The sequence below is a fragment of the Pseudomonas sp. WS 5412 genome (assembly GCF_012985615.1).
Taxonomy (GTDB): Bacteria; Pseudomonadota; Gammaproteobacteria; order Pseudomonadales; family Pseudomonadaceae; genus Aquipseudomonas; species Aquipseudomonas shahriarae.
The window spans coordinates 139,734-165,142 of record NZ_JAARMB010000015.1 but is presented as its reverse complement, the minus strand read 5'-3'; the positions used below and the strand labels follow the sequence as shown (position 1 = coordinate 165,142).

General features: G+C 63.6%; 10 protein-coding genes. 3 read left to right on the top strand and 7 right to left on the bottom strand.

The window, feature by feature from the left end; translation table 11 throughout:
• Positions 1-406: 406 nt before the first annotated feature.
• The 5 genes from HBR94_RS19655 to HBR94_RS19635 all read right to left on the bottom strand — a co-directional run bounded on the left by HBR94_RS19655 (position 407) and on the right by HBR94_RS19635 (position 5,172).
• On the bottom strand, positions 407-631 hold the full coding sequence (locus tag HBR94_RS19655) for an MbtH family protein (protein WP_032862749.1): 225 nt from the start codon (positions 629-631) through the stop codon (positions 407-409).
• A 79-nt stretch (positions 632-710) separates the two neighbouring features.
• On the bottom strand, positions 711-2,123 hold the full coding sequence (locus HBR94_RS19650; protein WP_169960761.1) for an aspartate aminotransferase family protein: 1,413 nt from the start codon (positions 2,121-2,123) through the stop codon (positions 711-713).
• A 152-nt stretch (positions 2,124-2,275) separates the two neighbouring features.
• Positions 2,276-3,049, bottom strand: coding sequence for an N-acetylmuramoyl-L-alanine amidase (locus tag HBR94_RS19645; RefSeq protein WP_170045410.1), 774 nt, complete (start codon positions 3,047-3,049; stop codon positions 2,276-2,278).
• Positions 3,050-3,172: 123 nt separating this feature from the next.
• Positions 3,173-4,492, bottom strand: a complete 1,320-nt coding sequence (locus tag HBR94_RS19640; protein WP_057960212.1) for an ATP-binding protein — start codon at positions 4,490-4,492, stop codon at positions 3,173-3,175.
• Positions 4,492-5,172, bottom strand: coding sequence for a response regulator transcription factor (locus HBR94_RS19635; protein WP_057439143.1), 681 nt, complete (start codon positions 5,170-5,172; stop codon positions 4,492-4,494). The genes HBR94_RS19640 and HBR94_RS19635 overlap by 1 nt, the downstream gene beginning before the upstream one ends.
• Before the next feature lie 171 nt (positions 5,173-5,343).
• On the opposite strand from HBR94_RS19635, the gene dsbD reads away from it, so the two are divergent.
• Genes dsbD through dsbG form a run of 3 tightly spaced genes read left to right on the top strand, consistent with a single transcriptional unit; the run spans position 5,344 to position 8,680 of the window.
• Entirely contained in the window at positions 5,344-7,074 is a 1,731-nt protein-coding gene (gene dsbD / locus HBR94_RS19630) for a protein-disulfide reductase DsbD (protein ID WP_170045409.1), read from the top strand.
• The gene (locus HBR94_RS19625) at positions 7,074-7,943 is read left to right on the top strand and encodes a TlpA disulfide reductase family protein (protein WP_057439144.1); all 870 of its coding nucleotides are present in this window, start codon (positions 7,074-7,076) and stop codon (positions 7,941-7,943) included. Before dsbD ends, HBR94_RS19625 begins: the two co-directional genes overlap by 1 nt.
• Complete coding sequence (gene dsbG / locus HBR94_RS19620; protein ID WP_057439145.1) at positions 7,919-8,680, top strand: thiol:disulfide interchange protein DsbG; 762 nt, start codon at positions 7,919-7,921, stop codon at positions 8,678-8,680. The genes HBR94_RS19625 and dsbG overlap by 25 nt, the downstream gene beginning before the upstream one ends.
• Positions 8,681-8,809: 129 nt before the next feature.
• Here dsbG and HBR94_RS19615 read toward each other — a convergent pair whose 3' ends face one another.
• Together HBR94_RS19615 and HBR94_RS19610 are read right to left on the bottom strand one after the other, a co-directional pair.
• Positions 8,810-12,232, bottom strand: a complete 3,423-nt coding sequence (locus HBR94_RS19615; RefSeq protein WP_170045408.1) for a hypothetical protein — start codon at positions 12,230-12,232, stop codon at positions 8,810-8,812.
• A gap of 177 nt (positions 12,233-12,409) precedes the next feature.
• The gene (locus HBR94_RS19610) at positions 12,410-25,354 is read right to left on the bottom strand and encodes a non-ribosomal peptide synthetase (protein WP_170045407.1); all 12,945 of its coding nucleotides are present in this window, start codon (positions 25,352-25,354) and stop codon (positions 12,410-12,412) included.
• Positions 25,355-25,409: the final 55 nt, after the last annotated feature.

The following is a 25,409-nucleotide window of genomic DNA, read 5'->3' as shown; positions in this document are numbered from 1 at the left end:
CGCGCACGCTTCGACGATCAGGTCGGCTGTGAGGCCGCCTCGCTTTGCTTGTGATCTTGATTTTGATCTTAAGCGCCCCGTTAAACCACGCTGGCCGTCATCCGATTTTGATTTGGGGGGTAACCCGGCAGGACGCCGGGTTAGCCGCGCTGGGCCATGGATGGCCCATCGCGGCGGCCCCCCAAATCAATGTCGGATGGCGGGCACACCGAGCCTGGGCGAGGTGCCGAGTGGTGGGGCAAGAGCCCTTTTGGTTACTTTTGGGGCTCTTTTCCAAAAGTGACCCGCCGTAAGGGCGGAACCAATAGCCGCCATAACCGCAACAACGGATATGTACACAAACCCAGAAGATTGTGTAGCTACCTATACCCATCGCAGGCAAGCCCGCCCCCACATTTGCTTGTGTTCAGCCAGCAACAACCTGCGCATCCATCTTCTGGCGCAAGCTCAGCGGGCGCATATCAGTCCAGACTTCTTCGATGTAAGCCAGGCACTCTTTCTTCATCCCGCTTTTACCCACGGTGCGCCAGCCCTCTGGCACGGCCTTGTAGTCAGGCCAGATGGAATACTGTTCTTCATGGTTGACCACCACCTGGAACAGGATGTCTTCGCGGTCAAATACTGAGGTCATTGCGGTTCTCCGTCACTCAAAGGCTGCCACGCACTGCGCGTGGCTGATGTATGTAGGAACGTATAGCGGCGCAGGAAAATTAGAGGCTGGCCACGGCCGCCGCCAAAGCCCGGCCGAAGATCTCTGCCACTCGGTCGATTTCTGCGGCGGTGATGACCAGCGGCGGCAGGAAACGCACCACGCTGCCATGGCGCCCGCCCAGCTCCAGAATCAACCCGCGCTTGAGGCACTCGCGCTGTACCAGCGGCGCCAATTGTCGATGGACCGGCGGGTGCCCCTGGACATCCGGCGTGCCGCTCGGGTTCACCAGTTCCACGCCCAGCATCAGGCCGCGCCCGCGGATATCCCCCAGTTGTGGAAAGTCCCGCTGCAGGATGCGCAGATGTTCACTCAAGCGCTCACCCATGGCGGCGGCGTGGTCGGCCACGTTGTGCTGCTTGAGGTAGCGCATCACCGCCGACCCCGCCGCCATGGCCATCTGATTACCCCGGAAGGTGCCGGCATGGGCGCCCGGCAGCCAGGTGTCGAGCCACTCGCGATAGACCACCACCGCCAGCGGCAGGCTGCCGCCAATGGCTTTGGACAACACCACCACATCCGGAACAATGCCGGCATGTTCAAAGGCAAACATCTTGCCGGTGCGCCCGAAACCGCTCTGGATCTCATCCACGATCAGCGCCACCCCGGCCTGCTCGGTAATCCGCCGCAGGCCGCGCAGCCAGTCGAGGTCGGCCGGAATCACACCGCCCTCACCCTGCACCACTTCGACAATCACCGCCGCCGGTAGCAATACGCCGGCCTCCGGGTCGTTGAGCAGGTTTTCCAGGTAATGCAGGTTGACCTTGACCCCCTCTGCCCCACCCAGACCGAACGGGCACCGGTAGTCATAGGGGAAAGGCAGGAACTGCACGCCGTTGGCCAGCAAGGCACCCAATGGCTTTTTCGGTCCCAGGCTGCCCATCAGGCTCAACGCGCCCTGGCTCATGCCGTGATAACCGCCCTGGAACGACAACACCGTGCTGCGCCCCGTGGCGGTGCGTACCAGCTTCAGCGCGGCTTCCACTGCATCGGTGCCGGTGGGCCCGCAAAACTGGATCTTCGCCTCCCGCGCCAGTTCCGCAGGCAGCAGGCCGAACAGATCCTGCACAAACTGATCCTTGACCGGCGTGGTCAAGTCCAGGGTATGCAGAGGCAACTCGTCCTGCAGCACCTGCTGGATCGCCTCGATCACCACCGGGTGGTTATGCCCCAGGGCCAACGTACCGGCCCCGGCCAGGCAGTCGATAAAACTGCGCCCCTCGACGTCCTCGACATAAATGCCCTTGGCCCGCTTGAGTGCCAGGGGGATACGCCGTGGGTAACTGCGGGCATTGGACTCCTGCAGGCGCTGGCGGGCCAGCAGCGGTGATTCATCGAACTGGTAAAGCGTTTCCGCCGGCGTCGGGCTGGCCGACACCTGCAAATCGTCAATGCGACTGGTAGCGACTGACATCTCTAGATCCCTCAATACGCGGATGATGGTGACCAAACTGCCAACCCGTTGACGTCTGGCCCCCAAAGGGCATGCGCACGGATTTCCTGTTCTGGAAACGCTTCAGCGGCGTGAGGATTTACACCTGGGTCAGTGAAAAAACGGCAAATGGCTCACTCGCCGGCACTGCTGTACCTTTCGTTCAACGCATAGAGAATCGCGCAGGTGTCGATATCCAGTTGCCCACGATAGTCGGAGGGCCGGAAGTGCATCTGGAACGCACGCACCCGTTGCTGGAATGCCTGGCGGTTTCGTGCCGGGGCGTAGCCGTAGCGCTGAAAGGCTCGTTCGATCTCCACCTCCTGGGGCAAGCCCATGCGAAAGCGGCGCACATAGGCGTTTTTGACCCCTTCATCGAACCAGGCGCCAATGCCCGCCTCGAACAAGCCGTGCCAGGGCAGCCGTGGACCCGGGTCACTTTTGCGCCAGAACGCCACATCCGAATGGCCGACGATATCGGTGGCGCCGATCTGCGGATGACGGGCGCAAATGTCGTGGATCAGCGCGATCAGTACCTCGATTTGCTCCGCCCCGTAGGCAGGAAAGGTAAAAACCCCACCATCGTCGCGAGCCAGATTGACGATCTCGATGCCGATGGAGCGCGTGTTGACGTTATCGCGGCCCGCCCAATGACTGGCCCCCGCATGCCAGGCGCGCTGATGTTCATCCACCAGCTGGAATACCCGCAACTCGTCGTAGCCGGCGTCTCGATAACCCGCCTCGAGGGGGTCGGGCAGCAGGTAATGGGCACTGACACCCTGCTGCGTCAGGGTGCGCAGGGAAGAGGCGAAGGGCGCGGCGGTGTAATGCACCACCAACTGGCGCACGGCTTCGCCATTGCGTTGATTAAAATCCTGGGCGGGATAAGTGGAGTCGATGACCAACATAGGCGCTGTCCTTTTCAATACAGGCTGAGTCATTCAGCCGGCAAACCTGCAAACACAAAAATTAACGCCATCCTGAAGCGTCGGGCCTGAGGATGGCGGTAGTTATGTGGGTGCAAGGAAAGATCAGCGTCGCAGCGGCATCCCCAGGTCGACCCGCAGGCCGTCGGGCTGGCTGTCGAAGGCCAGGGAACAGGAACAGCGCTGGACAATCGCCTGCACGATGGCCAGGCCCAGGCCACAACCACCGCTGTTGCCATTGCGCCAGAAACGTTGAGTCAGATGTTGCAGGTCTTCGCTGGAGATCGGCGCGCCATGGTCGCGCACGCGGAACACCACCTGATTGCCCTGGGTAAACACACTCAATTCCACCCGCGTATCGGCCGGGGTATGGCTCAGGGCGTTATCCAGCAGGTTGCGCAAGGCGGCAACCGCCAGGCCCACGGGCATTTCCACCGGGTTATCGGGCAGGTTGTCCGGCAAGATCAGGTCGATGCGCCGGTTGTCGCCGGCGTTGGCGTCCTGGATCGCCAGGCGCGCCACCTGCTCGGCGCTGGACTGCAAGCCGTCATCAAACGACAGGCTGCCCTCGACCCGCGCCAGCAGCAGCAATTGCTCAAGGGTGCGATGCAGGCGGTCGGCGCCCTCCTCGGCATGGGCCAGGGATTGGTCGCGGGCCGCGCCGTCGGTCATGCGTGCCACTTGCAGGTGGGTCTTGATCGCCGTAAGGGGGCTGCGCAGTTCGTGGGCGGCATCGCCCGTCAGCCGGCGCTCGCGCTCAATGGCCTTGGCGATGCGTTGCAACAGCTGGTTCTGAGTGTCGAGCAACGGCTTGAGCTCGCTGGGCAACGGGTGAATCTGCAAGGGCTCGAGGGAGTCGGCGCTGCGGCGCATCAAGGCATCGCGCATGCGGTTGAGCGGCACCAGGCTCTGGCCGATCCCCAACCACAACAGGCACAGGCAGCCCAGCAGGGCCACGCCCACCGGCACCGAGGCCGCCAGCAGGATCGACATATTCAGCGCCTCGCGCTCCACCTGGCGGTCGGCGGTGGTGATAAACAAATCGCCCCGGGCCAGGGTAAAGCTGCGCCAGGCGGCGCCGTCGATGATCTGGTCGCGAAAGCCACTCTGCCGGGATTCCAGGCCCTGATCCGGGGTGGTATGGCTGCGCGCCAGGACTTCGCCACGCAGCGAACTGACCTGGCACGCCATGCCCCCCGGCACATTCAATTGCTCGGCGCCAAAGCGTTTGCCCTCGCCCACACTGGCCAGGCCGGGCATCTGCTCCATCAGCCCGGCCACCATGCGCGCCGACGCCACCAGCCGCTGATCCAGGGAAAACATCATCTGGTTACGCAGGTCGTTGAGCATCCAGGTCGCTGCCAGCACCCAGATCAGCACAAAAGCGGCGCCCAGCTTGAACGTCAGGCGCAGACGCAAACTCATCACGAAGCGTCCTCTCCACCGTCCGCCGGGCCCAGGCGGTAGCCCAGGCCACGCACGGTCTCGACAATGCCATTGCCCAATTTGCGGCGCAGGTGGTGGATATGCACGTTGAGGGCGTTGCTTTCCAACTCGTCGTTAAAGCCGTAGACGCTGTCTTTGAGCTGCTCGCTGGACAGCACCCGGCCACGGTTGTGCAGCAGTGCCTGCAACAACGCCTGTTCACGGCGGGACAAGTCCACCGATTGGCCGCCCAACAGGGTTTCCCGGCTGCTGGGGTTGTAGGTCAGCCGGCCATGCTCGATCAGGTTGACGCTACGCCCGGCCACCCGGCGCAGCAGGGTTTGCAGGCGGGCCGCCAGTTCACGCAAGTCGAAGGGCTTGAGCAGGTAATCGTCGGCGCCGGCCTGCAGGCCGTCGACCCGGTTGGTCACCGAATCCCGCGCGGTGAGGATCAGCACCGGAATCTCCAGGCCTGCACTGCGCTGTTGTTGCAGCAGTTTCAGGCCGTCTTCATCCGGCAGGCCGAGGTCGAGCACCATGATGTCGAACTCCGCCGCCTTGAGCATCGCCCGCGCGGCTGCGGCCGTGGCTACGCGCTCGACCGTAAAGCCCTGGGCGCCGAGACCGGCAACGATGCCACTGGCAATCAGGTCATCGTCTTCACAGACCAGTACGTGCATGCTGAACCCTTTGCAAAAATGCTGATTTAAAGGAGGGCGGATTAAGCGCGCATTATGCCAGCAAAAGAGGCGCGCTTCGAAAATCCCGACACTCTAGAATAGCCCGGTTAATCATCGGTTAATCAGCACCCCACATTGTGTGCCCCACTTGCATCGAACTAAGGCTTGACCATGCGGCATCTGTTTATCTTCCTGTTGGTGTTGTTCACCGGATTGGCCCAGGCCGCGCCTGGCAACAATCCGTTCGAGACCAAGGCCGAGTTCCTCCCGGTAGGCAAGGCCTTCACCTTTACCTCCGAGCGCCTGGCTTCCGGTGAAACCCAGCTGTATTGGCAGATTGCCGACGGTTATTACCTGTACCAGCAACGCATGAAATTCGAAGGCCTGGCCGAACAGCCCGTGCTGCCCCAGGGCGAAGCCCATAGCGACGAGTTCTTCGGCGAGCAACAGGTGTACCGCCAGGGTCTGGAAGTGAAGCTTCCGGCCGGTGCCACCGGCAAGGTCAAGCTGGGCTGGCAGGGCTGTGCCGATGCCGGCCTGTGCTACCCACCGCAATCGCTCACCGTGGACCTGGGTGGTAACCCCGCCGTGGCCGCCACCGCCGAGGCCCAGGATGAAAGCCTGGCCAGTGGCCTGCAGCAACGCAGCCTGGGCTGGAGCCTGCTGGTGTTCTTCGGCCTGGGCCTGCTGCTGGCGTTCGCCCCGTGCTCGCTGCCGATGCTGCCAATCCTTGCTGGCCTGGTGGTAGGCAGCGGTGCCAGCCCACGCCGTGGTTTTGCCCTGGCCAGCAGTTATGTGGTGTGCATGGCCCTGGTGTATGCCGCCCTCGGCGTGCTGGCCGCGCTGGCCGGCAGCAACCTCGCCGCGCTGCTGCAAACCCCGTGGATCCTCGGCAGTTTCGCCGGGTTGTTTGTGATCCTCGCACTGCCGATGTTCGGTTTCTTTGAACTGCAACTGCCGGCCTTCCTGCGCGATCGCCTGGACAACGCCAGCCGCCAGCAAAACGGCGGCAGCCTGATCGGCGCCGGGGTGCTCGGCGCCTTGTCCGGTCTGCTGGTGGGCCCGTGCATGACCGCGCCCCTGGCCGGCGCCCTGCTGTATATCGCGCAAAGCGGCAATGCCCTGCACGGCGGCCTGATCCTGTTTGCCATGGGCATCGGTATCGGCGTGCCCTTGCTGTTGCTGGTGACCGTGGGTAATCGCTTCCTGCCCAAGCCGGGCACCTGGATGAACGTGCTGAAGGGCGTGTTTGGCTTCCTGTTCCTCGCGACCGCCGTGTTGATGATTCGCCCGGTCGTCGACGAAAGCCTGTGGCTCGGCCTGTGGGGTGTACTGGCGCTGGTCATGGCCTACTGCGGCTGGAGCCTGGCCCGTGAGTACGGGCTGATCGCCAAGGCACTGGGTGCCGGCTCCCTGGTCCTGGGGCTGTGGGGCGCGATCCTGGTGATCGGCGCCGCCGGTGGCAGCGACGACTTGTGGCAGCCGCTCAAGGTCTTCGGTGGCTCGACGGTGGCCGGCGCGCCGACTGCCCATGACAGCTTTATCACCCTCAACGACCCGGTAGCCCTGCAAGCCCAGCTCGACAGCGCCAAGGCCCAGGGCCAATGGGTACTGCTGGACTACTACGCCGACTGGTGTGTGTCGTGCAAAATCATGGAAAAACAGGTGTTCGGCAAACCCGAAGTGATGGACGCCCTGAAGGACGTGCGCCTGCTGCGCCTGGACGTTACCGCCGACAACGCCGCCAGCCGTGAGCTGCTCGGTCGCTACAAAGTCCCTGGCCCACCGAGCTTCGTCTGGATCGGCCCCGACGGTGCAGAGCGCCGCGCCCAACGCATCACCGGCGAAGTGGATGCCGCAGCCTTCCTGCAACGCTGGACCCAGACCCGGGAAGCACTCTGATGCTGACCTTGACCATCGGCACCTTTGCCATTGCCTTGAACCATCTGCTGCTGATCAGTGCGCTGATCCTCGCCACAGTCGTGGGCTGGCGCGTGGCCAAGCGGGGCGGCGAGAACCCCGAATCGGTGCTGTTCAGCCTGTTCCTGCTGGGCATGCTCAGTGCGCGTATCGGCTTTGTCTTGATGTACTGGTCGTACTACCGCGACGACCCGTTGCAGATCGTCGACCTGCGCGACGGCGGTTTCCTGGCCTGGCCTGGGGTGATCGTGCTGATCATCGCCGCCCTACTGTGGAGCTGGCGCCGCCCGGCCCTGCGCAAACCGCTTAGCGCCGGTGTGGTCAGCGGCCTGGCCTTCTGGGCACTGGCCAGTTTCTCGTTGAACATCTACGAAAAAGGTACGCGCCTGCCGGACATCGCCCTGCGCAATGCCGATGGCGAAACCGTGCAACTGGCTGACTACCAGGGCGGCCCGCTGGTGATCAACCTCTGGGCCACCTGGTGCCCGCCCTGCCGGCGGGAAATGCCGGTGCTGGAAAACGCCCAGAAGCAGCGGCCGGACGTGACCTTCCTGTTCGTCAACCAGGCCGAAAGCATGCAAAGCGTCAGCACCTACCTGGCTACCCAGGGCCTGAACCTGGACAACGTGCTGTTCGACGCCAGTGGCCGCCTGGGCCAGGCCGTGGGGTCCATGGCCCTGCCGACCACCCTCTTCTATCAAGCCGATGGCCGGCTGATCAACAGCCACCTGGGCGAACTGTCCCAAGCCAGCCTGGCCCGCGCCATGGAATATTTCGACCCCACCGACAAGACTGCCGCCAAGACGGCCCCTGCAAGGAAACCCTTATGCCCCGCCTCCGCCACCTGCTAACCCTGCTGCCCCTGACCCTGGCTGCCAGCCTCGTCCACGCCGAAGAATGGCCGGCGCCGATCAAACAGATCGAAGCCAAGGGCGCCAAGATCATCGGCAGCTTCGACGCGCCGGGCGGGCTCAAGGGTTATGCCGCGCAATACCAGAACCGCGGCATGGCGCTGTACCTGACCGCCGACGGCCAACACGTGATCGCCGGCAATCTGTATGACGCCAAGGGCAATGATCTGAGCACCGCGCCCCTGGAAAAACTGGTCTACGCCCCAATGGCCAAGGAAATCTGGGCCAAGATGGAACAGAGCAGCTGGATCCAGGACGGCGATAAAAACGCGCCGCGCACCGTCTACCTGTTCAGCGACCCCAACTGCCCGTACTGCAACATGTTCTGGGAACAGGCACGGCCCTGGGTCAAGGCGGGTAAGGTACAGTTGCGCCACATCATGGTCGGGATTATTCGCGAAGACAGCCCGGGCAAATCGGCGGCGCTGCTGGCAAGCAAGGACACAGCCCAGGCCCTGGAAGAACATGAGTCTGCCGGCAAAGCCAGCAAGCTCAAGGCCCTGACCAAGATTCCGGCCCAGATCCAGGCCAAGCTCGATGCCAATATGAAGTTGATGGAAGAGCTGGAGTTGTCGGCCACGCCGGCGATTTTCTATCTGGATGACAAGGGCCAGTTGCAGCAACAGCAGGGGGCGCCGTCGCCGGATAAGTTGGGGAAAATCCTCGGGCCCAAGTGACTCGGATTAACCACACGCCACTAACAAGAATGCCCGCACAAAGCGGGCATTCTTGTATCTCGTTGGTCCAATACCTAACGGCCGACCCCGAGCGTTTGCTCACCCCTTTTCTGCAGGGCGGGCATTAGCTCAATGACGATAAGTCTCGCCACCATGCCAGATGGTTAGCGAATCAATCGCTCCATGCACAAGACACAAAACGTCAATACGGACTATTTTTGCTCCGTTTTCAGCCTCGAAATCGACCCAGGTCCTAGTCGCTGCCTCACGTGTCCCAAGTAGCTGATTATTTTCACCAAAGAACCTGAACGTCGCGATATCGGTGCCGGTATTTGCATAACCGAATCTCACCCGTGCGCATCTGAACTTAAACTTCAGACGTGATAGCTGCATTGTATTAGCGCTACCGCAGCGCACTGCCAATGCCTTGCCCTCAATCATTCCCGGCACCAGTTCTCCGGCAGTTCTGACTGGATGAAGCCCAATTCCAGGGGGAGATGAGGCTGGTAATTCAAAATCCAATAAGCGCGTATTGATGATAGTCCCTGCCCCCAGATACTCCTGGCTCGGATAACTCTCAAAATCATCAAAATCGGTTAAGAAATTGGCCCGGATAATCAGCTCCAGAATCGGAAACACCAGCGCTTCACTTTCATGGGTACTGCCATCGGCGGTCACCTTACAGGTAAACATCAGGCGGCTGAGGTCCTTCAAGAGCTCAAGTTCGAAACGCTGTAGCGCCTTTTTCAAACCTGTACTCGCTTCACCTGCTGTCACCCCCTGACCCAAGTAAACGTTGATCGTATAAGGGTTGCCATTCTTTTGGGTACCGACGCCCCGCAACCATACTTTCTGGTCCGGCAAGATAAACCACCAGGGTTCAACGGTGATATCCGCGTTCCCATTAAAGGTGCGCAAGTCCAGAATATTGTTGGTTGCCTGCGGCACCACCGGCACCGGCAAACGTATCGGATCGCTGATTTGCAGATCGAGGTCCGGGGAAGTCGCCACTTTGCACAGGCTGGTAACGGTGTAGTTGATCTTCACCGTCTTGCCAATCCCACGAATCACCGCCTCCCGGGGGATATGGAAATCCACGTAATCCGGGTCATTGCTGCCAGGCTTCGAGGCCAGCGGCAGGCAGGTACCGTCTGCGCGTTTCCAGCACACGCTGATTGCATGGCCGGGGCTGATCAGGTCATAGGCCACTCGCACCGTCACGCCATCGCGGCCGTTGTATACCGTGAGCTGCGAGCCTACCGCTTCGCGCACCGTGGGCGCTTCGAGTACCAGGTCCTCCTGGGCAATTTCGAGGGTCAGCGATGCAAATTCCTTGGCGCTGGCCTTGTCGGACTCGCCATTGAAGTTCACCGCGAAATGCACTTCAAAGGCACTGCAATCCGCCAGTTTTTGCAGTTCGTTGCGCGCCAGTGCCGCGGTGACGCCACCGGCCAGCCATTCCTCGGTTACCGCCTGACCTTCCAGCACCTCAAAACGGTAGGGGCTGCCATCCTCCAACTCACCCGTCACCCACAGCCAGCAAGGTTGGCCCAGGGCCAGATAGAACCAGGTAGCCACCATCGCCGTGGCATCGCCCCCAAAGGTATTAAGGTCCAACGTGCTGCCCGTGGCCTGTTCCACCGCAGGCGCGGGCAGGCCGCTGAGATCCAGGACCTGCACCTCTTTCACCGGCGACTCCCAGGAGCCACCGCAGGCACGCGACACATTGTAAGAAACCGATATTTTCTGACACAGGTTGGCGCTGATCGCAGAGGCCGGAATCGGGAACACCATGTTTCGCTCATCTACACCGACAGTACGACACTCCAGCGCCGGCGAACCGAGCCCTGGTGTGCCGGTAAACGTCGGGCACACCCAATCCCCCGGACACATATGCCCGTACGCTACCTGAAGATGCGCGCCCTCCACCGTGTTCACCGGGTTGAGTAGCCAGCCGTCGGCGCCGCAGTCTACGGACTCGACGAGATGGGGGGCCGTCAACTCCAAGTGGGGCTCGGTGAGCAGATTCACCAGCAGTGAAGGAAAAGACCTGTAGACCGGCCTTGAATCCTTACGCGGAAGAAACTCGACACTAAAGAGAACATACAACTGGCTGTCATGTTTGAGCGCCGCCAGTTGGGCCCGAGACAAGGTTCTGGTCCAACCGCTACGCACGTCTTCTTCAGTAATCGGCGCCTCATCAAAAGGGAGCAGCCGGGCTTTCGAGCCATCCGGGTAAACACCACCGATAAACAACTGAATAACCTGGCTGGTGCCGATAAACGGCCAAGGCGCGACATGAACAGTCACCGGATCATCACAGCACATCCCTCCAAGGTCCAGGGTGTTGAACGGCATTTCGAAAATCTGCGGCTGGGGCAGGTTGGCCGGCAGTGGGATCCTGACCACACCTTCAGGCGACGTGTACGGCTCCCCATCCCGGGTCACGGTATAGGAGAAATGCGCGAAGTTATCCAGGCGCATGCCCACGTATTCCGGCGGCACATGGAAGTCGATGCACCCCTCCTCTACGCCATACTGCGGTGCAATCGGCGCGCAATCACCGAAGGTGGATTCCCAGCACAGGGCAATATGGTCGGTGCTCTGCATATCCTCGTAACAAACACGTACCGTGGCCCCCTCCAACAACTTGAGGGGATCAACCTGGCCCTGGCCTTGCGCCTCGACCAATATCGGGGCTTGCAAATGCAGGGAGGTATCGACAAACAACAGCGCCGTGTTGCGAGGATGAAACTCGTGGGCGTTTTCGGGCAGTCGGGTTTCGTAGATCGGATCGACCGGTACCGGCGGCTTGGGATCGGTGCCATCAAAGATCACGGCGATATGAAGGGTCAGTGCCGAATAGTCTTCCCGTCGCGCCATCCAGCCCCGTGACAGCTTGAACTCAAAGACATGATCGTCATGGGCTTCGGTCTCCATGACCACATGGTCCCGCGCCACCCAGCTAAACGCGAACGGCGGCTTGTGCTGATCACCGGCCACATTGATAAACAGGCGCTGCCCGGCCTGAATCATCGGCCAGGCGTTAAGGCGGATGGTCTCATCGCCCCTGAATGTCTTCATATCCAGTTGCCAGGTGCTATGGACATACTGGGCATGCTCAAACTTCGGCAGCGACTCCTTGAGGTCCGCCTCCCTGATCTGCTGGACCTCCAACTCCAGCACCAGCGATTCCTTCAACTGGCCTGCCACCCGCGCGGTGTACCAGACCAAAACCGTATGCCCAATGCTGGTGCTGACCGATTGCCAGGGAACCGGAATATCAATACTGCCGCTGGTACTGCCCGGTTGCACAACAGGTTCAAACACCGGCTCGTCCTGGCCCTTGATCGCCCAGTACAAGGTAATGGGCCCCGTGCCCATCCCCGTAAAAGCGACGGTCGCGACAGTGCCGTTTTTCGCCTTGATGGGGTCCAGGGTGTTGTTATTGAGGGCGTAGCGAATCTGCGGATAGGGCAATTCGACAGCAACCTCGGCAGGTGCCTGGGTAGCCGCCAACGGCGGGCTTTGGGGGGTGGTTTTTTTGACCATGATGCGACCTCCTGTCTGGGAAAGATAACCAGCAAGCCTGCTGGGCAGGCCCAAATCTGCAGTTATCTAGCCCCGGAAACAGGAGGTTTGCCTACTGTCAGAATTGACAGTAGGCACCCCAAAAATGTGCAAAACCGACCAATGGCGTGCCGCCTGTATGGCGGCCCGTTCGCCGACTCAAAGCCCCTCCAGCTCCGCCATCAAATCGCTCAGGCGGTCCACCGTGCCGGCACTGATGTCACTGGCGGCCAAGCCCTCGATGTACGTCGCCAACTCCGCCACCGTGCTGCATTCGAACATCGCCCGCAGCGGCACATCCCGTTGCAGGCTCTTTTGCACCCGCGAGGCGATTTGCGTGGCCAGCAACGAATGCCCGCCCAGCTCGAAGAAGTTATCCAGCACGCCCACCTGCTCGACCTTCAGCACCTCGGCCCAGATTGTGGCCAGGGTCTGCTCCAGCTCGCTGCGCGGCGCCAGGTAATCCTGGCTGTGCAACTGACCGATCTCCAGAGCCGGCAAGGCCTTGCGGTCGAGCTTGCCGTTGGCATTCAACGGCAGGCGCTCCAGCCACAGCCAGTGCAACGGCACCATGTACTCCGGCAGTTCGCTGCGCAGGCGCTGCTTGATGCGGTCCAGGCGTTCGCCAGGGTTAAGGCTGGCATCGCTCGCCACCAGGTAACCCACCAAGTGCTTGCCATTCACGCCCTCCTGCACACCCACCGCCGCGTCGCGCACCTCGGGCTGCTCGTGCAGGCGCGCCTCGATTTCACCGAGTTCGATGCGGTAGCCGCGAATTTTCACCTGATGGTCGATGCGCCCGACGTACTCCAGCACCCCATCGCTGCGCCGCCGCGCCAGGTCGCCGGTGCGATACAGGCGTTCTCCCGGCGCACCAAATGGATCCGCCACAAACACTTGCGCGGTACGCAGCGGATCGCTGACGTACCCACGCCCTACCCCGGTGCCCGCCACACACAACTCACCCACCGCCCCTTGCGGCACCAGCTCCAGCGCGCCGTCGAGCAGGTACAAACGGTTGTTGTCGGTCGGCGTGCCGATCGGCAGGTAGGTGCCACGGGTCGAGGCCAGGTCGACGCAAAAGAACGCCACGTCATCCGAGCATTCCGCCGGGCCATAGGCGTTGACCAGGCCGATATCCGGGTAACGCAGCAGCCATTGGTGCGCCAACTCTGGCGGCATGGCCTCCCCCGTCGGCAGCATCCAGCGCAGGCCCTGCAGGCTGATGCGCTCCTGGGCAAGCATGCCCTGGATCAGCGATGGCACGCTTTCCAGCACCGTGATGCCCTGGGCCTGGACATGGGCCAGCAGGCCCTGCGGATCATGGGCAATGGTGTTGGGCACAATGTCCACCCGTGCGCCAAACAACGGCGCGGCGAGGAATTGCCACACCGAAATATCGAAGCTTTGCGACGCGGTCTGGGCGATCACATCCTGCTCGCTCAACTGCAGGTACGGCACCTTGCTCAACTGGTTATTGAGCATGCCGCGCTGCTCGACCATCACGCCCTTGGGCAGCCCGGTGGACCCGGAGGTGTAGATCACATAGGCGAGGTTGTCCGGGGCACTGTAGATCCCCGGATTGCTATCCGCGCCCGCCAACTCCTCCCACACCAGCAGCTTCGGCCGCGCGCCGCAGGCAAAGTCTTCGAGCAACACCTGCGCCTGTTCAAGGCAGGCTGCCGTGCACACCAGCAGCGGCGTGCGGCTCAGGTCGATGATCCGGCTCAGGCGCTGGGCCGGCAGGCCGGGATCCAGCGGCAAATAACCGGCACCGGCCTTGAAGCTGCCGATGATCATGCCCAGCAGTTCCAGGCCGCGCTCGGCCAGCAGCGCCACCGGCTGATCCAGGCCGACACCCGCCGCGACCAGGGCATGGCCCAGGCGGTTGCTGTGCTGGTTCAGCTCGGCATAGCTCCATTGCCGGTCAAGGCAACTGGCGGCAATGCGCTGCCCATGCTGCGCCACCTGCGCTTCAAACAGTTCAACGTAGCTGCTTTGCAGCGGGTAGTCGTGGGCGCTCTGGTTGCAAGCGTGCACCAGGAACTCACGCTCCTGCTCGCCAATCAGCGGCAGGTCGGCCATATCGCCATGGAAGCCCTGCACCAGCGCCAGCAGCAGGCGCTTGAACTCAGCAAGCATGCCCTGCACGGTGCTTTCATCGAAATAACGCTGGTCGTAGGACAGGTGCAGGCCCAGGTCATCCCCCGGGTAACACACCGCCGTCAGCGGGAAGTTGGTGTGGGTACGGCCCGAGTCCGAGGTGGCGTTCAGGCTTTGCGCACGGTCCAGCACCGAGACTTCCACCGGAGCGTTTTCAAATACAAACAGGCTGTCGAACAGCGGCTGGCCCTTGGGCAGTTCGCTGTGTTCCTGGATTGTCACCAGCGGCAGGTATTCGTACTCGCGCAGCTGCATATTGCTGTCGAGCAAGGCGCTCAACCAGTGGCGCACGCTGCACGGCTGATCGTCCTCGGGCAACTTGACCCGCAGGGCGATGCTGTTGATAAACAGGCCGACCGTGCGCTGCATGTGCGGCATGTCCACCGGGCGCCCGGCCACCGTGACGCCGAACAACACGTCACGCTCGCCGCTCAAGCGCCGCAGCACCAAGGCCCACGCCGCCTGGGCGAAGGTATTGACGGTCAGTTGATGAGCCTGGGCCAGCTCGCGCAATTGCGCACCGTCACGGGCATCCAGACGGGTATAGCAATCCCCCACCACCATGCCGCCACTGTGGCCGGCGTGTTCACGCAGGAATGGCCGGTCGCTGGGGATCGGCGTGGTGCGCTCAAACCCTTGCAGGTTCTGCTGCCACCACTGCCGCGCCTCCGCCAGGTTCTGACGTTGCAGCCAGGCGATGTAATCGCGATAGCGTGGCGGCGCGGCCAGTTGTGCTTCTCGACCTTCACCCAAGGCGGTGTAGATATCGAAAAAATCATTCATCAACAACGAACGGCACCAGGCATCAATCAGGATGTGGTGGTTGCTCATCATGAACCAGTAGCGGGCCTCGCCGACGCGGATCAGGCGCAGGTGGAACGGCGCCTGATTGAGCAGATCGAAACCCGCCTCGCGCTCGCTTTTGAGCAGCGCTTGCAGGCGCGGTTCCTGTTGCTCGGCCGGGGTGCCGGTCCAGTCCAGGTATTCGATCGGCGTGCTGCCGGGCTTGTGGATCACCTGCAACATCGCTTCGCCGACGTTCCAGCAGAACGACGCACGCAAGGCTTCATGCCGGGCGATCACGGCTTTCCAGGCCAGGGCAAAGCGCTCGGGGTTGAGCTCGCTGTTGATGCGGTAGCGGTCCTGCATGTAATAGAGGCCGGTGCCCGGCTCCAGCAGGGTATGCAACAGCAGGCCTTCCTGCATGGGCGTCAGCGGATACACATCCTCGATGGCGCTGGCCGGCACCGGCAACGCGTCCAGTTGCACCTGGGTCAGGTGCGCCAGGGGGAAGTCGGACGGCGTCAGGCCGCCGGCATCATCGCGCAGGCAATGGGCGATCAGGCTCTGCAACTCGCCCAGGTAGGCCTCGGCCAGCTCGCTGATGGTCTGGTGGTCGTGGCGCTCGCGGCTGAAGGTCCAGCGCAGCAGCAGTTCGCCGCCGTACACCTGGCTGTCCACACTCAAGGCGTTGGGCAGTGGCGCATCCGGGTCATGGGCCGGGCCGGCAGACACGTCCAGCGGGTGGAACAGCGCCTGGCTGTCGAAGTTCTGGTCGAACTGCCCGAGGTAGTTGAAGGTAATCGAGGCGTTCGGCAACGCCGCCATGGCTTGGCGACAGGTACTGTCGGCCAGGTAGCGCAGCACGCCATAGCCCAGGCCTTTGTGCGGCACCGCGCGCAGTTGCTCCTTGATCGCCTTGATCGACGCGCCCTGGCCGCTGGCCTCCTCGATATCCAACGGGGTCAGGCGCAGCGGGTAAGCGCTGGTGAACCAACCGACACTGCGGGTCAGGTCGATTTCATCAAACAGGCTTTCGCGGCCGTGGCCTTCCAACTGGATCAGGGTCGATGCGTGGCCACTCCAACGGCACAGCACGCGGGCCAGTGCAGTCAGCAATAGGTCGTTGACCTGGGTGCGGTAGGCGCTCGGTGCCTGTTGCAGCAACTGCCGGGTGCGCTCGGCATCCAGGCGCACACTGACAGTCTCGGCGTCGCGGTTGCGCAGGCTGCCGTCCGCCCGATCCACCGGCAGTTCAACCGGCGGGCCCGCCAACTGTTGCTGCCACAGGCTCAGTTCTTCACGCAGGGATTCGCTAGTGGCATAGGCCTGCAAACGCGCGGCCCAGTCGCGCAGGGCGCTGGTCTTGGCCGGCAGGCTGACGGCCTGGCCGTCGCTCAATTGGCGATAGACGTTTTGCAGGTCTTCGAGCAATACGCGCCAGGACACGCCATCCACCACCAGGTGATGGATCGCGATCAGCAAGCGTTGCTGGCCAAGCGGCCCGTCCACCAGCAAGGCGCGCAGCAGCGGGCCGTGCTCCAGGTCGAGGCTGCGCTGGGCATCGGCGAACAGCGCCTCGCACTGCGCCATATCCGCCACCTGGGCCAGCCACAACACGCCGCCTTCCGGCACGGCCAGATGCTCGGCGTGCCATTGCGCGTCGTGCTGGGTGAAGCTCAGGCGCAAGGCGTCATGGTGTTCCAGCACGGCCAGCAGCGCCTGTTCCAGGCGGTGCGGGTCCAGGGCCTGCACCGGCGCCAGCACCAATGCCTGGTTCCAGTGCTGACGCGCCGGGATTTCGCTGTCGAAGAACCAATGCTGGATCGGCGTCAGGCCCGAGGGGCCGGTCAACAGCCCTTGCTCGGCAGTGACCTGCTCACTGCACGTGGCCACTGCGGCCAGGGCCTGCACGGTCTGGTGCTGGAACAGGTCGCGGGGGCTGAAGTGAATCCCCGCCTGCCGCGCCCGGCTGACCACCTGGATCGACAGGATCGAGTCGCCACCCAGCTCGAAGAAGTTATCGTGCAGCCCGACCTGCTGCACATTGAGCACCGCACACCAGATCGCGGCCAGGCTCAGTTCCAGCGCATTGCTCGGCGCCACGTACTGCTGCCGATTGGCCTCGGGGTCCGGTTGCGGCAAGGCGCGGCGGTCGAGCTTGCCGTTGGCGGTCAGCGGCATGCTGTCGAGCACCATCAGGTGCGCCGGCACCATGTAGTCCGGCAGCTGCGCCTTGAGGTGGGTCTTGAGCGCCTCGCGCAAGGCGGCGTGATCGCGGGCATCGCTGACCAGGTACGCCGCCAGTTGCTTGCCACTCGGCGCATCCAGGGCCAGGACCACCGCCTCACGGACCGCCTCGTGCTCAAGCAGGCGGGTTTCGATCTCGCCCAGTTCGATGCGGAAACCACGGATTTTCACCTGATGGTCGATCCGCCCCAGGTACTCCACCAGGCCATCGGCACGCTGGCGCACCAGGTCGCCGGTACGATAGAGCCGCCCGCCATCGGCATACGGGTCGGCCACAAAACGTTCGGCGGTCATGCCCGCACGCTGGTGATAACCCTGGGCCAGGCCGGCGCCGCCCACGTACAGCTCGCCAGTCGCACCTTGGGGCACCAGCGCCAGGTCGGCATCCAGAATATAGGCGACCCGCGCGCCGATGATGCTGCCGATCGGCACGCTGCCGGCGCCCTCCTCCAACACCTCAGGGGCCAGGCTGGCCAGGGGCATGACCACCGTTTCGGTCGGCCCATAAGCATTGAAGAACAGCGCCGGCTGGAACGCTGCGCGGATGCGCTGCAGGTGCTCGCCAGTCAGCGCCTCGCCACCGGTGATGCACATGCGCACCGGTAGGGTCTGGTTTTGCGTGGCCAGCCATTGGGCCAACTGGCTGCCATAGCTAGGGGTGAAGCCGAGGATATTGATCCGATGCTCACGGATCAGCCCGCAAATTTCTTCGGCATCCCATTGCCCCTGGGCGCGCAACACCACCTGCGCACCACTGAGCAGCGGCACCAGCAGGCGCTCGGTGGCGGCGTCGAAATTGATCGAATAGAAGTGCAGCTCGCAATCGTCGGGGCGCATGCCAAAGCGCTCGATCACCGCCTGGCAATGCATGGCGATTTCACCGTGGGACACCACCACGCCCTTGGGCTTGCCGGTGGAGCCGGAGGTGTAGATCAGGTACGCCTGATGCTGCGCCAGGCTGATCGCCGGCAGGTCACTGGCCGGGTAGTTGGCGAGCACCGGCAAGTCATCTTCCAGGCACCAGCAACTGACGCTGGCGGGTAACTCACCAAGGGCGTCGAACATCGCCGCATCGCTGAGCAACAGGCCGATGCCGCTGTCTTCGATCATGTAGTGCAGACGGTCCAGCGGGTATTCCGGGTCCAACGGCACATAGGCGCCACCGGCCTTGAGGATCGCCAGCAGGCCGATGACCATTTCCAGTGAGCGTGGCAGCGCCAGGCCGACCCGCACCTGCGGGCCCACCCCACGCTCGCGCAGCATCCAGGCCAGGCGGTTGGCGCGGCTGTCCAGCTCGCGGTAACTCAGGGTTTGCCCGGCGAAGGTCAGCGCGGGCGCATCCGCACGGGCCTGCACCTGTGCGCTGAACAGCGAATGAATGCACTGGTCGAGACGGTGCTCGCCGGCCTCGATACCGAGGCCGTCTTGCAGGGCGCGTTGCTCATGTGCCTGGAGCATCGCCAACTCGCTCAAGCGCTGTTGCGGATCGGCAATCAGCGCCTCCAGCAGGTTGCGCCAATGGGCGGCCATGCGCGCAATGCGCGGCTCGTCGAACAAGTCGGTGCTGTAGGTCAGGCAGCAACCCAGGCGATGATCGAGGTCGGTGACTTCCAGGTTGAGGTCGAACTTGGTGGCACGCGCATCGTTGGCCAGGTACTCGACGGTCATCCCGGCCAGCTGCCGGCTTTGCTGGAACTCCCAGCGCTGCACGTTGCACATCACCTGGAACAGCGGGTTATACGCAGCACTGCGCGGCGGCTGCAGGGCTTCCACCAAGTGGTCGAACGGCAGGTCCTGATGGGACTGGCCTTCGATTACGGTGTGGCGCACGTGCTCAAACAGCTCAGCAACGCGCATCTGCCCGTCGAGCTGGCAACGCAGCACCTGGGTGTTGAGGAACGCGCCGATCAGCCCTTCGCTTTCCGGACGGATGCGGTTGGCCACCGGCGCACCGATGCGCAGGTCGGTCTGGCCGCTGTAGCGGTAGAGCAGCGTCGCCAGGGTCGCGGTCATGGTCATGAACAGGGTCAGGCCATGTTCGGCATTGAAGGCGCGCACCTTGGCGGCGAGTTCATCGCCAAGGTCAAAACGGTACAGCTCGCCCTGATGACTTTGCACCGCCGGGCGTGGCCGGTCGCTGGGCAGTTCCAGCAGCGGATGCTCGTTGCCCAGTTGCGTGGTCCAGTAGTCGAGCTGGCGCTGGCGTTCACCGGCCTCCAGCCATTGGCGCTGCCACACGCTGTAGTCCAGGTACTGCACCGGCAACGGTTCCAGGGGCGATTCGCGCTCGTCGATAAAGGCTTCGTACAGCGCGCTGAGTTCACGGGCAAAGATGTCCATGGCCCAGCCTTCGGTGACGATGTGGTGCAGGGTCAGCACCAGGTAGTGTTCCTGCTCGCCGGCCTTGACCAGACAGGCGCGCAGCAACGGTCCGGTTTCCAGGTTGAACGGGCGGTGGGCTTCCTGGTCGGCCAATTGCTGCACGCGCAGTTGGCGCTCGGCTTCGGTAAACGCCGAGAAATCCTGCCAGTTCATGCGCACGCTGCTTTGCGCGGCGACGTTCTGCCGGGCCACACCATCGACACTCGGGAAGGTGGTGCGCAGGGTTTCGTGGCGCATGATCAAGGCTTGCAACGCCGCCTCGAAACGCCCCACATCCAGCACCCCGCGCAAGCGCGCCATGCCACCGACGTTATAGGCCGGGCTGTCCGGCTCCATTTGCCAGAGGAACCACATGCGCTGCTGGGAATAGGACAGCGGCACCGGCTGGCGACGATCCACCTTGCCGATCGCGCTCTGTTGGTTGCGTTGGCCGCTGGCCTGGATCAGGCGCACCTGTTCGGCAAACGCCCCCAGCTCACTGGCTTCGAACAAGGTACGCAGGGGCAGCTCCACATCACAGGCCTGGCGTGTGCGGGAGATGATTTGCGTGGCCAGCAGTGAATGGCCGCCAAGGGCGAAGAAGTCGTCGCGCAGGCCGACACGCGGCAGGCCCAGCACTGTGCGCCAGATCGCGGCGATCTGCTGTTCCAGGGCGGTGTGCGGCTCGACATGCTCACGCACCTGCCACACCGGCTCCGGCAAGGCGCGGCGGTCGACTTTGCCGCTGGGGCTCAGGGGCATGACGTCGAGGCGGATCAGTTGCGCCGGCACCATATACTCCGGCAACTCGGCGGCCAGTGCGGCTTTCACGTCCAGCTCATCCAGCTCGCCGCTGGCCGTGTAGTAACCGATCAACTGCGCACCGCCGGCGGTCTCGCGAACCAACACCAGCGCCTGGGCGATGCCCTCCTGGGCCAGCAGCCGCGCCTGGATTTCTTCCGGTTCGACCCGAAACCCGCGCAGCTTGACCTGCTGATCCAGGCGCCCGAGGTACTCCAGCACGCCATCAGCCGTCCAGCGCACGCGGTCGCCGGTGCGGTACAAACGGGCGCCCGCCGCGCCCAGTGGGTCGGCGACAAAACGTTCGGCGGTCAGCCCGGCACGCCCCAGATAACCACGGGCCAGGCCAATCCCGCCGATGCACAGCTCACCCGGCACCCCTGCGGGCAGCAGGTTGAACTGCTCGTCCAGCACCCGGCAAAGCACGTTGCCCAATGGGCGGCCGATTGGCGAGCGCTCACCGTCGGTGCGCTGGCAGTGCCAATGGGTGACGTTGATTGCCGTTTCGGTCGGGCCATAACGGTTGTGCAACTGCACCGCCGGCAATTGCGCGAGCAACCGATTGCGCAACTCGGCGGACAAGGCTTCGCCACCGGAAAATACCCGGCGCAGGCTGGTGCATTCGGCCGCCAGCGGTTCATCGACAAACAGCTGCAGTAGCGGCGGCACAAAATGCAGGGTGGTCACGCCATGCTCCTGCACCAACTGTGCAATGCGATGGGGGTCGCGATGCTCGCCGGGGCCGGCCAGTACCAGGCGGCAACCGCTGATCAGTGGCCAGAAACACTCCCACACCGACACGTCAAAACTGATCGGTGCCTTTTGCATCAGCACATCGCTTTCATCCAACTGGTAAGTGGCCTGCATCCACTGCAAGCGCTCGGCCAGGGCGCCATGGGTATTACCCACGCCCTTGGGCTGGCCGGTGGAGCCGGAGGTGTAAATCACATAGGCGAGGTTGTCGGCATTCAAGTGCAGGCCCGGCGCCTGGGTCGGCCAGCTGTCAAGCTTGAGGCTGTCCATGGCGATCAACGAAACCCCCTCGGCCACCGGCAGCTGTTGCAGCAGATGGGTCTGGGTCAGCAACAATTGCACGCCACTGTCGGCCAGCATGTAGGCCAGGCGGTCGGCGGGATAGTCCGGGTCCAGTGGCACATAGGCGCCGCCGGCCTTGAGGATCGCCAGTAAGCCGATCAGCAGTTGCGGCGAACGCTCGGCGGCAATCGCCACGCACACGTCCGGGCCGACGCCTTTGTCGCGCAGGTAATGGGCCAGGCGGTTGGCCTGGGTGTGCAGTTGGCCGAAGGTCAGGCTGGCGTCCTGCCAGACCACGGCGGTGCGCTCGTCGCTGTGTTGGTTGAGTTGTTCCGGCACCAGGCGCTGCGCCGGGGCGCACGGGGCCTCGCTCCAGTTGCGTTGCTCGGTGTGCTCGGCGGCCTGCAGCAGCACAAGGTCGCCCACCGCTTGGTGCGGTTGCGCACAGGCCGCTTGCAACAGGTTGATCAAATGCGTGGCCAGGCGCGCGATGGTGCTGGCGTCGAACAGCTCGTCAGCGTAGTCGAATGACAGGCTCAGGCGCCCGTTGCGGTCTTCTTCGCTGTGCAGTTGCAGGTCGAACTTGGCTTCGCGGCTGTGCCACGGCAGCTCTTCGGCCAGCAGGCCCGGCAGGCGGCGCAAGGCACTCAGGTCACGCTGCTGGTGGTTGAACATGACCTGGAACAGGCCTTGTTCCCGGGCTTGGGGGAAGGCTTCCAGCAGCTGTTCGAAGGGTAAGTCCTGATGGGCCTGGGCCTCGGTGGCGGCCAGGCGCGTCGCCGCCAGCAGCTCGCTGAAGGGCAGGCGCGCATCCACTTCGGCGCGCATCACCAGGGTATTGATAAAGAAGCCGATCAGGCCCTGGGTTTCGTGGCGCCCACGGTTGGCGTTGGGCACACCGATGCGGATATCGCGCTGGCCGCTGTAGCGGTACAGCAGGCTCTGGAACGCCGCCAGCAACAGCATGAACGGCGTGGCCTGGTGCGCTTGGGCGGTCTGGCGGATCGCTTCGCCCAGGCTGGCGTCCAGGCGCACGCTGTAGCGTGAAGCGCTGCGCCGTTGCTGGGCCGAGCGCGGGTGGTCGGTGGCCAGGCTCAAGATGGGATGTTCGTCACCCAGTTGCTGCTGCCAGTAGGCCAACTGGCGCTGGCCCTCGCCTGCGGCCAGCCATTGGCGCTGCCAACTGCCGTAGTCGGCGTACTGCACAGCCAGGACCGGCAACTCGAGGCGCTGGCCCTGGGACGCAGCAGCGTAGAGGCGCGAGAACTCGTCGAGCAATACAGTCAGCGACCAGCCATCGGCGATGATGTGGTGCAGGGTCACCAGCAACTGGTGATCTTCATCGTCCAGGCGCAACAGCGTGACCCACAGCAACGGGCCTTGCTCCAGATCGAACTGGGTGCGTGCCTCGTCCTCGCGAATCTGCGCGGCACGGGCTTCACGCTCGGCCAGCGGCAGGTCACGCAGGTCGATGACTTGCACGGCAAACTCACGCTGCGCATCCACGCGCTGGTAGCCCTGGCCGTCGCGCTCATAGAACCGCGTACGCAGCGCTTCGTGGCGCTGGATCAGTTGCGCGAAGCTTGCGTGCAGCGCGTCTTCATCCAGCTCGCCGCGTAGGCGCAGGGCGCCGGGGATGGTGTAGGCGCTGCTCTGCGGGTCCAGTTGCCAGGTGATCCACAGGCGGTTTTGCGCCAGGGATTGCGGCATATCCTGCTGGCGTGACAAGGCGCTGATTGCGCCCTGGGCCACGCCCCCCTCCGCCTGCAATTGGCCGACACTGACGGCGAAATCGGCCAGCACCGGCGCCTCGAACAGCAGGCGCAGATTGAGTTCCAGGCCCAGGGTTTCGCGCAGGCGGGCAACCACTTGGGTGGCGCTGATGGAGTTGCCGCCGAGCAAGAAGAAGTGATCATCGCCAGCCACTTGCGCCACCTGCAACTGTTCGCACCAGATCGCGGCGATCTGCTGTTGCAGGTCTGACGCCAGTGCCCCATCGCCCGCCTGCGCGCGCTGATCGGGGAACTGCGCGTAGCTGTCGAGGCTGCCATCGGCCAGGCGGGTGCGGCAGGCCGAACGCTGGACCTTGCCACTGGAGGTTTTCGGCAACGCGCCGGGGTTGAGCAGCACCACCACGCAGGGCGCTTCTTGATAGGCCTCGGCCACTGCCTGGCGAATGGCTTTGATCAGGGCTTCCGGCGGCAGGATCTTCTGCACGCTGCGGCTGATTTCTGCGGCGATGCCGATACCTTCCAGGCCCTGGTCATTCACCGCAAATGCCGCGACACGCCCCTTGCGCACCACTTCCACTTCGCGCTCGACGGTTTGCTCGATGTCCTGCGGGTACAGGTTGTGTCCGCGCACGATCAGCAGGTCTTTCAGGCGCCCAGTGATAAACACCTCGCCGTCGCGGATAAAGCCCAGGTCACCGGTGCGCAACCAGGTGCGACCGGCGTGCTGTACAAACGTCTCGGCGGTGGCTTCGGGGTTGCGCCAGTAGCCGTGGGCAATGCTCGGGCCGGTGGCCCAGATCTCGCCGACGCAGTTGTCGTCCAGCTCGGCGAGAGTCTGCGGCTCGACGATCAGCACCGCGTGCTCGGGCTGGCTCGTGCCACAGCTCATGATCGCAGTGCCCTGCCCTGGTTCGGCACGGTTGGCGGCCAGCGCCTGTTCGTCCAGGCGCAACGCCGGGATGCCCTGGCCACGGGTGCCGCCGGCGACAAACAGGGTCGCTTCGGCCAAGCCATAGGAGGCGAAGAAGTTGTTCGGGGTAAAACCACACGGGGCGAACTTCTCGGCGAAGCGCTCCAGGGTGTCGAGGCGGATCGGCTCGGAACCGGAATAGGCCACGCGCCAATGGCTCAGGTCCAGGCGCTCAAGGGCCGAGTCGCTGACCCGCTCGCTGCACAGGCGGTAGGCGAAGTCCGGGCCACCGCTGATGGTTCCGCGGTATTGGCTGATCGCTTCCAGCCAGCGCAACGGGCGGCCAAGGAAGTACGCCGGCGACATCAACACGCAGGGCACGCCGCTGAAGATCGGTTGCAACAGGCCGCCGATCAAACCCATGTCGTGGTACAGCGGCAGCCAGCTGACAATCACGTCATCGGGGTTGAGGTCGATGCCAAAGCCGCGACGGATCAGCAATTCGTTAGCCACCAGGTTGCCGTGGCTGACTTGCACACCTTTGGGCAAGGCGGTGGAGCCGGAGGTGTATTGCAGGAAGGCGATATCGTCGTCCTGCAGGTTTGGCGCGACCCAGCCGGCGGCGATTTCGCTGTGCAGTTCATCCACGCAGAGCAAGGGCGGCGCTTGCTCGATCTGCCCCAGGGCGTCGCGCAAACCACTGCTGGTCAGCAACAGCCTGGGCTCGGCATCGGCGATGATCGACAGCAACCGCTCCTGGTGATGCCGGCGAGTGGACTCCGGCGGATAGGCCGGCACCGCGATCACCCCCGCGTACAGGCAGCCAAAGAACGCCGCGACATAATCCGGGCCGCTGGGGAACAGCAGCACCGCACGCTCACCCAGCCCGGCCGAGGCCTGCAAGGCGGCAGCGATGGTGCGGGCGCGCAGGTCCAGGTCACGGTAGCTGAGCACCACGGTCTCGGCGGCAGACTCAGCCAGAAAGCGCAGGGCCACCTGGTCCGGGGTCTGCGCGGCGCGGCGCTGGAGAGACTGGACCAGGGTGCGGGGAAGTTCGAAGGCGTCCATCATGAGGGGTTCCTGCCTGAAATCGGCTTACGGGGAAATCGGGGATAGAGGGCATGGG

Coding starts and splice junctions, on each gene's coding strand:
- HBR94_RS19635 (WP_057439143.1), bottom strand. CDS start 5,172: ATGCACGTACTGGTCTGTGAAGACGATGACCTGATTGCCAGTGGCATC.
- HBR94_RS19655 (WP_032862749.1), bottom strand. CDS start 631: ATGACCTCAGTATTTGACCGCGAAGACATCCTGTTCCAGGTGGTGGTC.
- HBR94_RS19615 (WP_170045408.1), bottom strand. CDS start 12,232: ATGGTCAAAAAAACCACCCCCCAAAGCCCGCCGTTGGCGGCTACCCAG.
- HBR94_RS19640 (WP_057960212.1), bottom strand. CDS start 4,492: ATGAGTTTGCGTCTGCGCCTGACGTTCAAGCTGGGCGCCGCTTTTGTG.
- dsbG (WP_057439145.1), top strand. CDS start 7,919: ATGCCCCGCCTCCGCCACCTGCTAACCCTGCTGCCCCTGACCCTGGCT.
- HBR94_RS19645 (WP_170045410.1), bottom strand. CDS start 3,049: ATGTTGGTCATCGACTCCACTTATCCCGCCCAGGATTTTAATCAACGC.
- HBR94_RS19650 (WP_169960761.1), bottom strand. CDS start 2,123: ATGTCAGTCGCTACCAGTCGCATTGACGATTTGCAGGTGTCGGCCAGC.
- HBR94_RS19625 (WP_057439144.1), top strand. CDS start 7,074: ATGCTGACCTTGACCATCGGCACCTTTGCCATTGCCTTGAACCATCTG.
- HBR94_RS19610 (WP_170045407.1), bottom strand. CDS start 25,354: ATGATGGACGCCTTCGAACTTCCCCGCACCCTGGTCCAGTCTCTCCAG.
- dsbD (WP_170045409.1), top strand. CDS start 5,344: ATGCGGCATCTGTTTATCTTCCTGTTGGTGTTGTTCACCGGATTGGCC.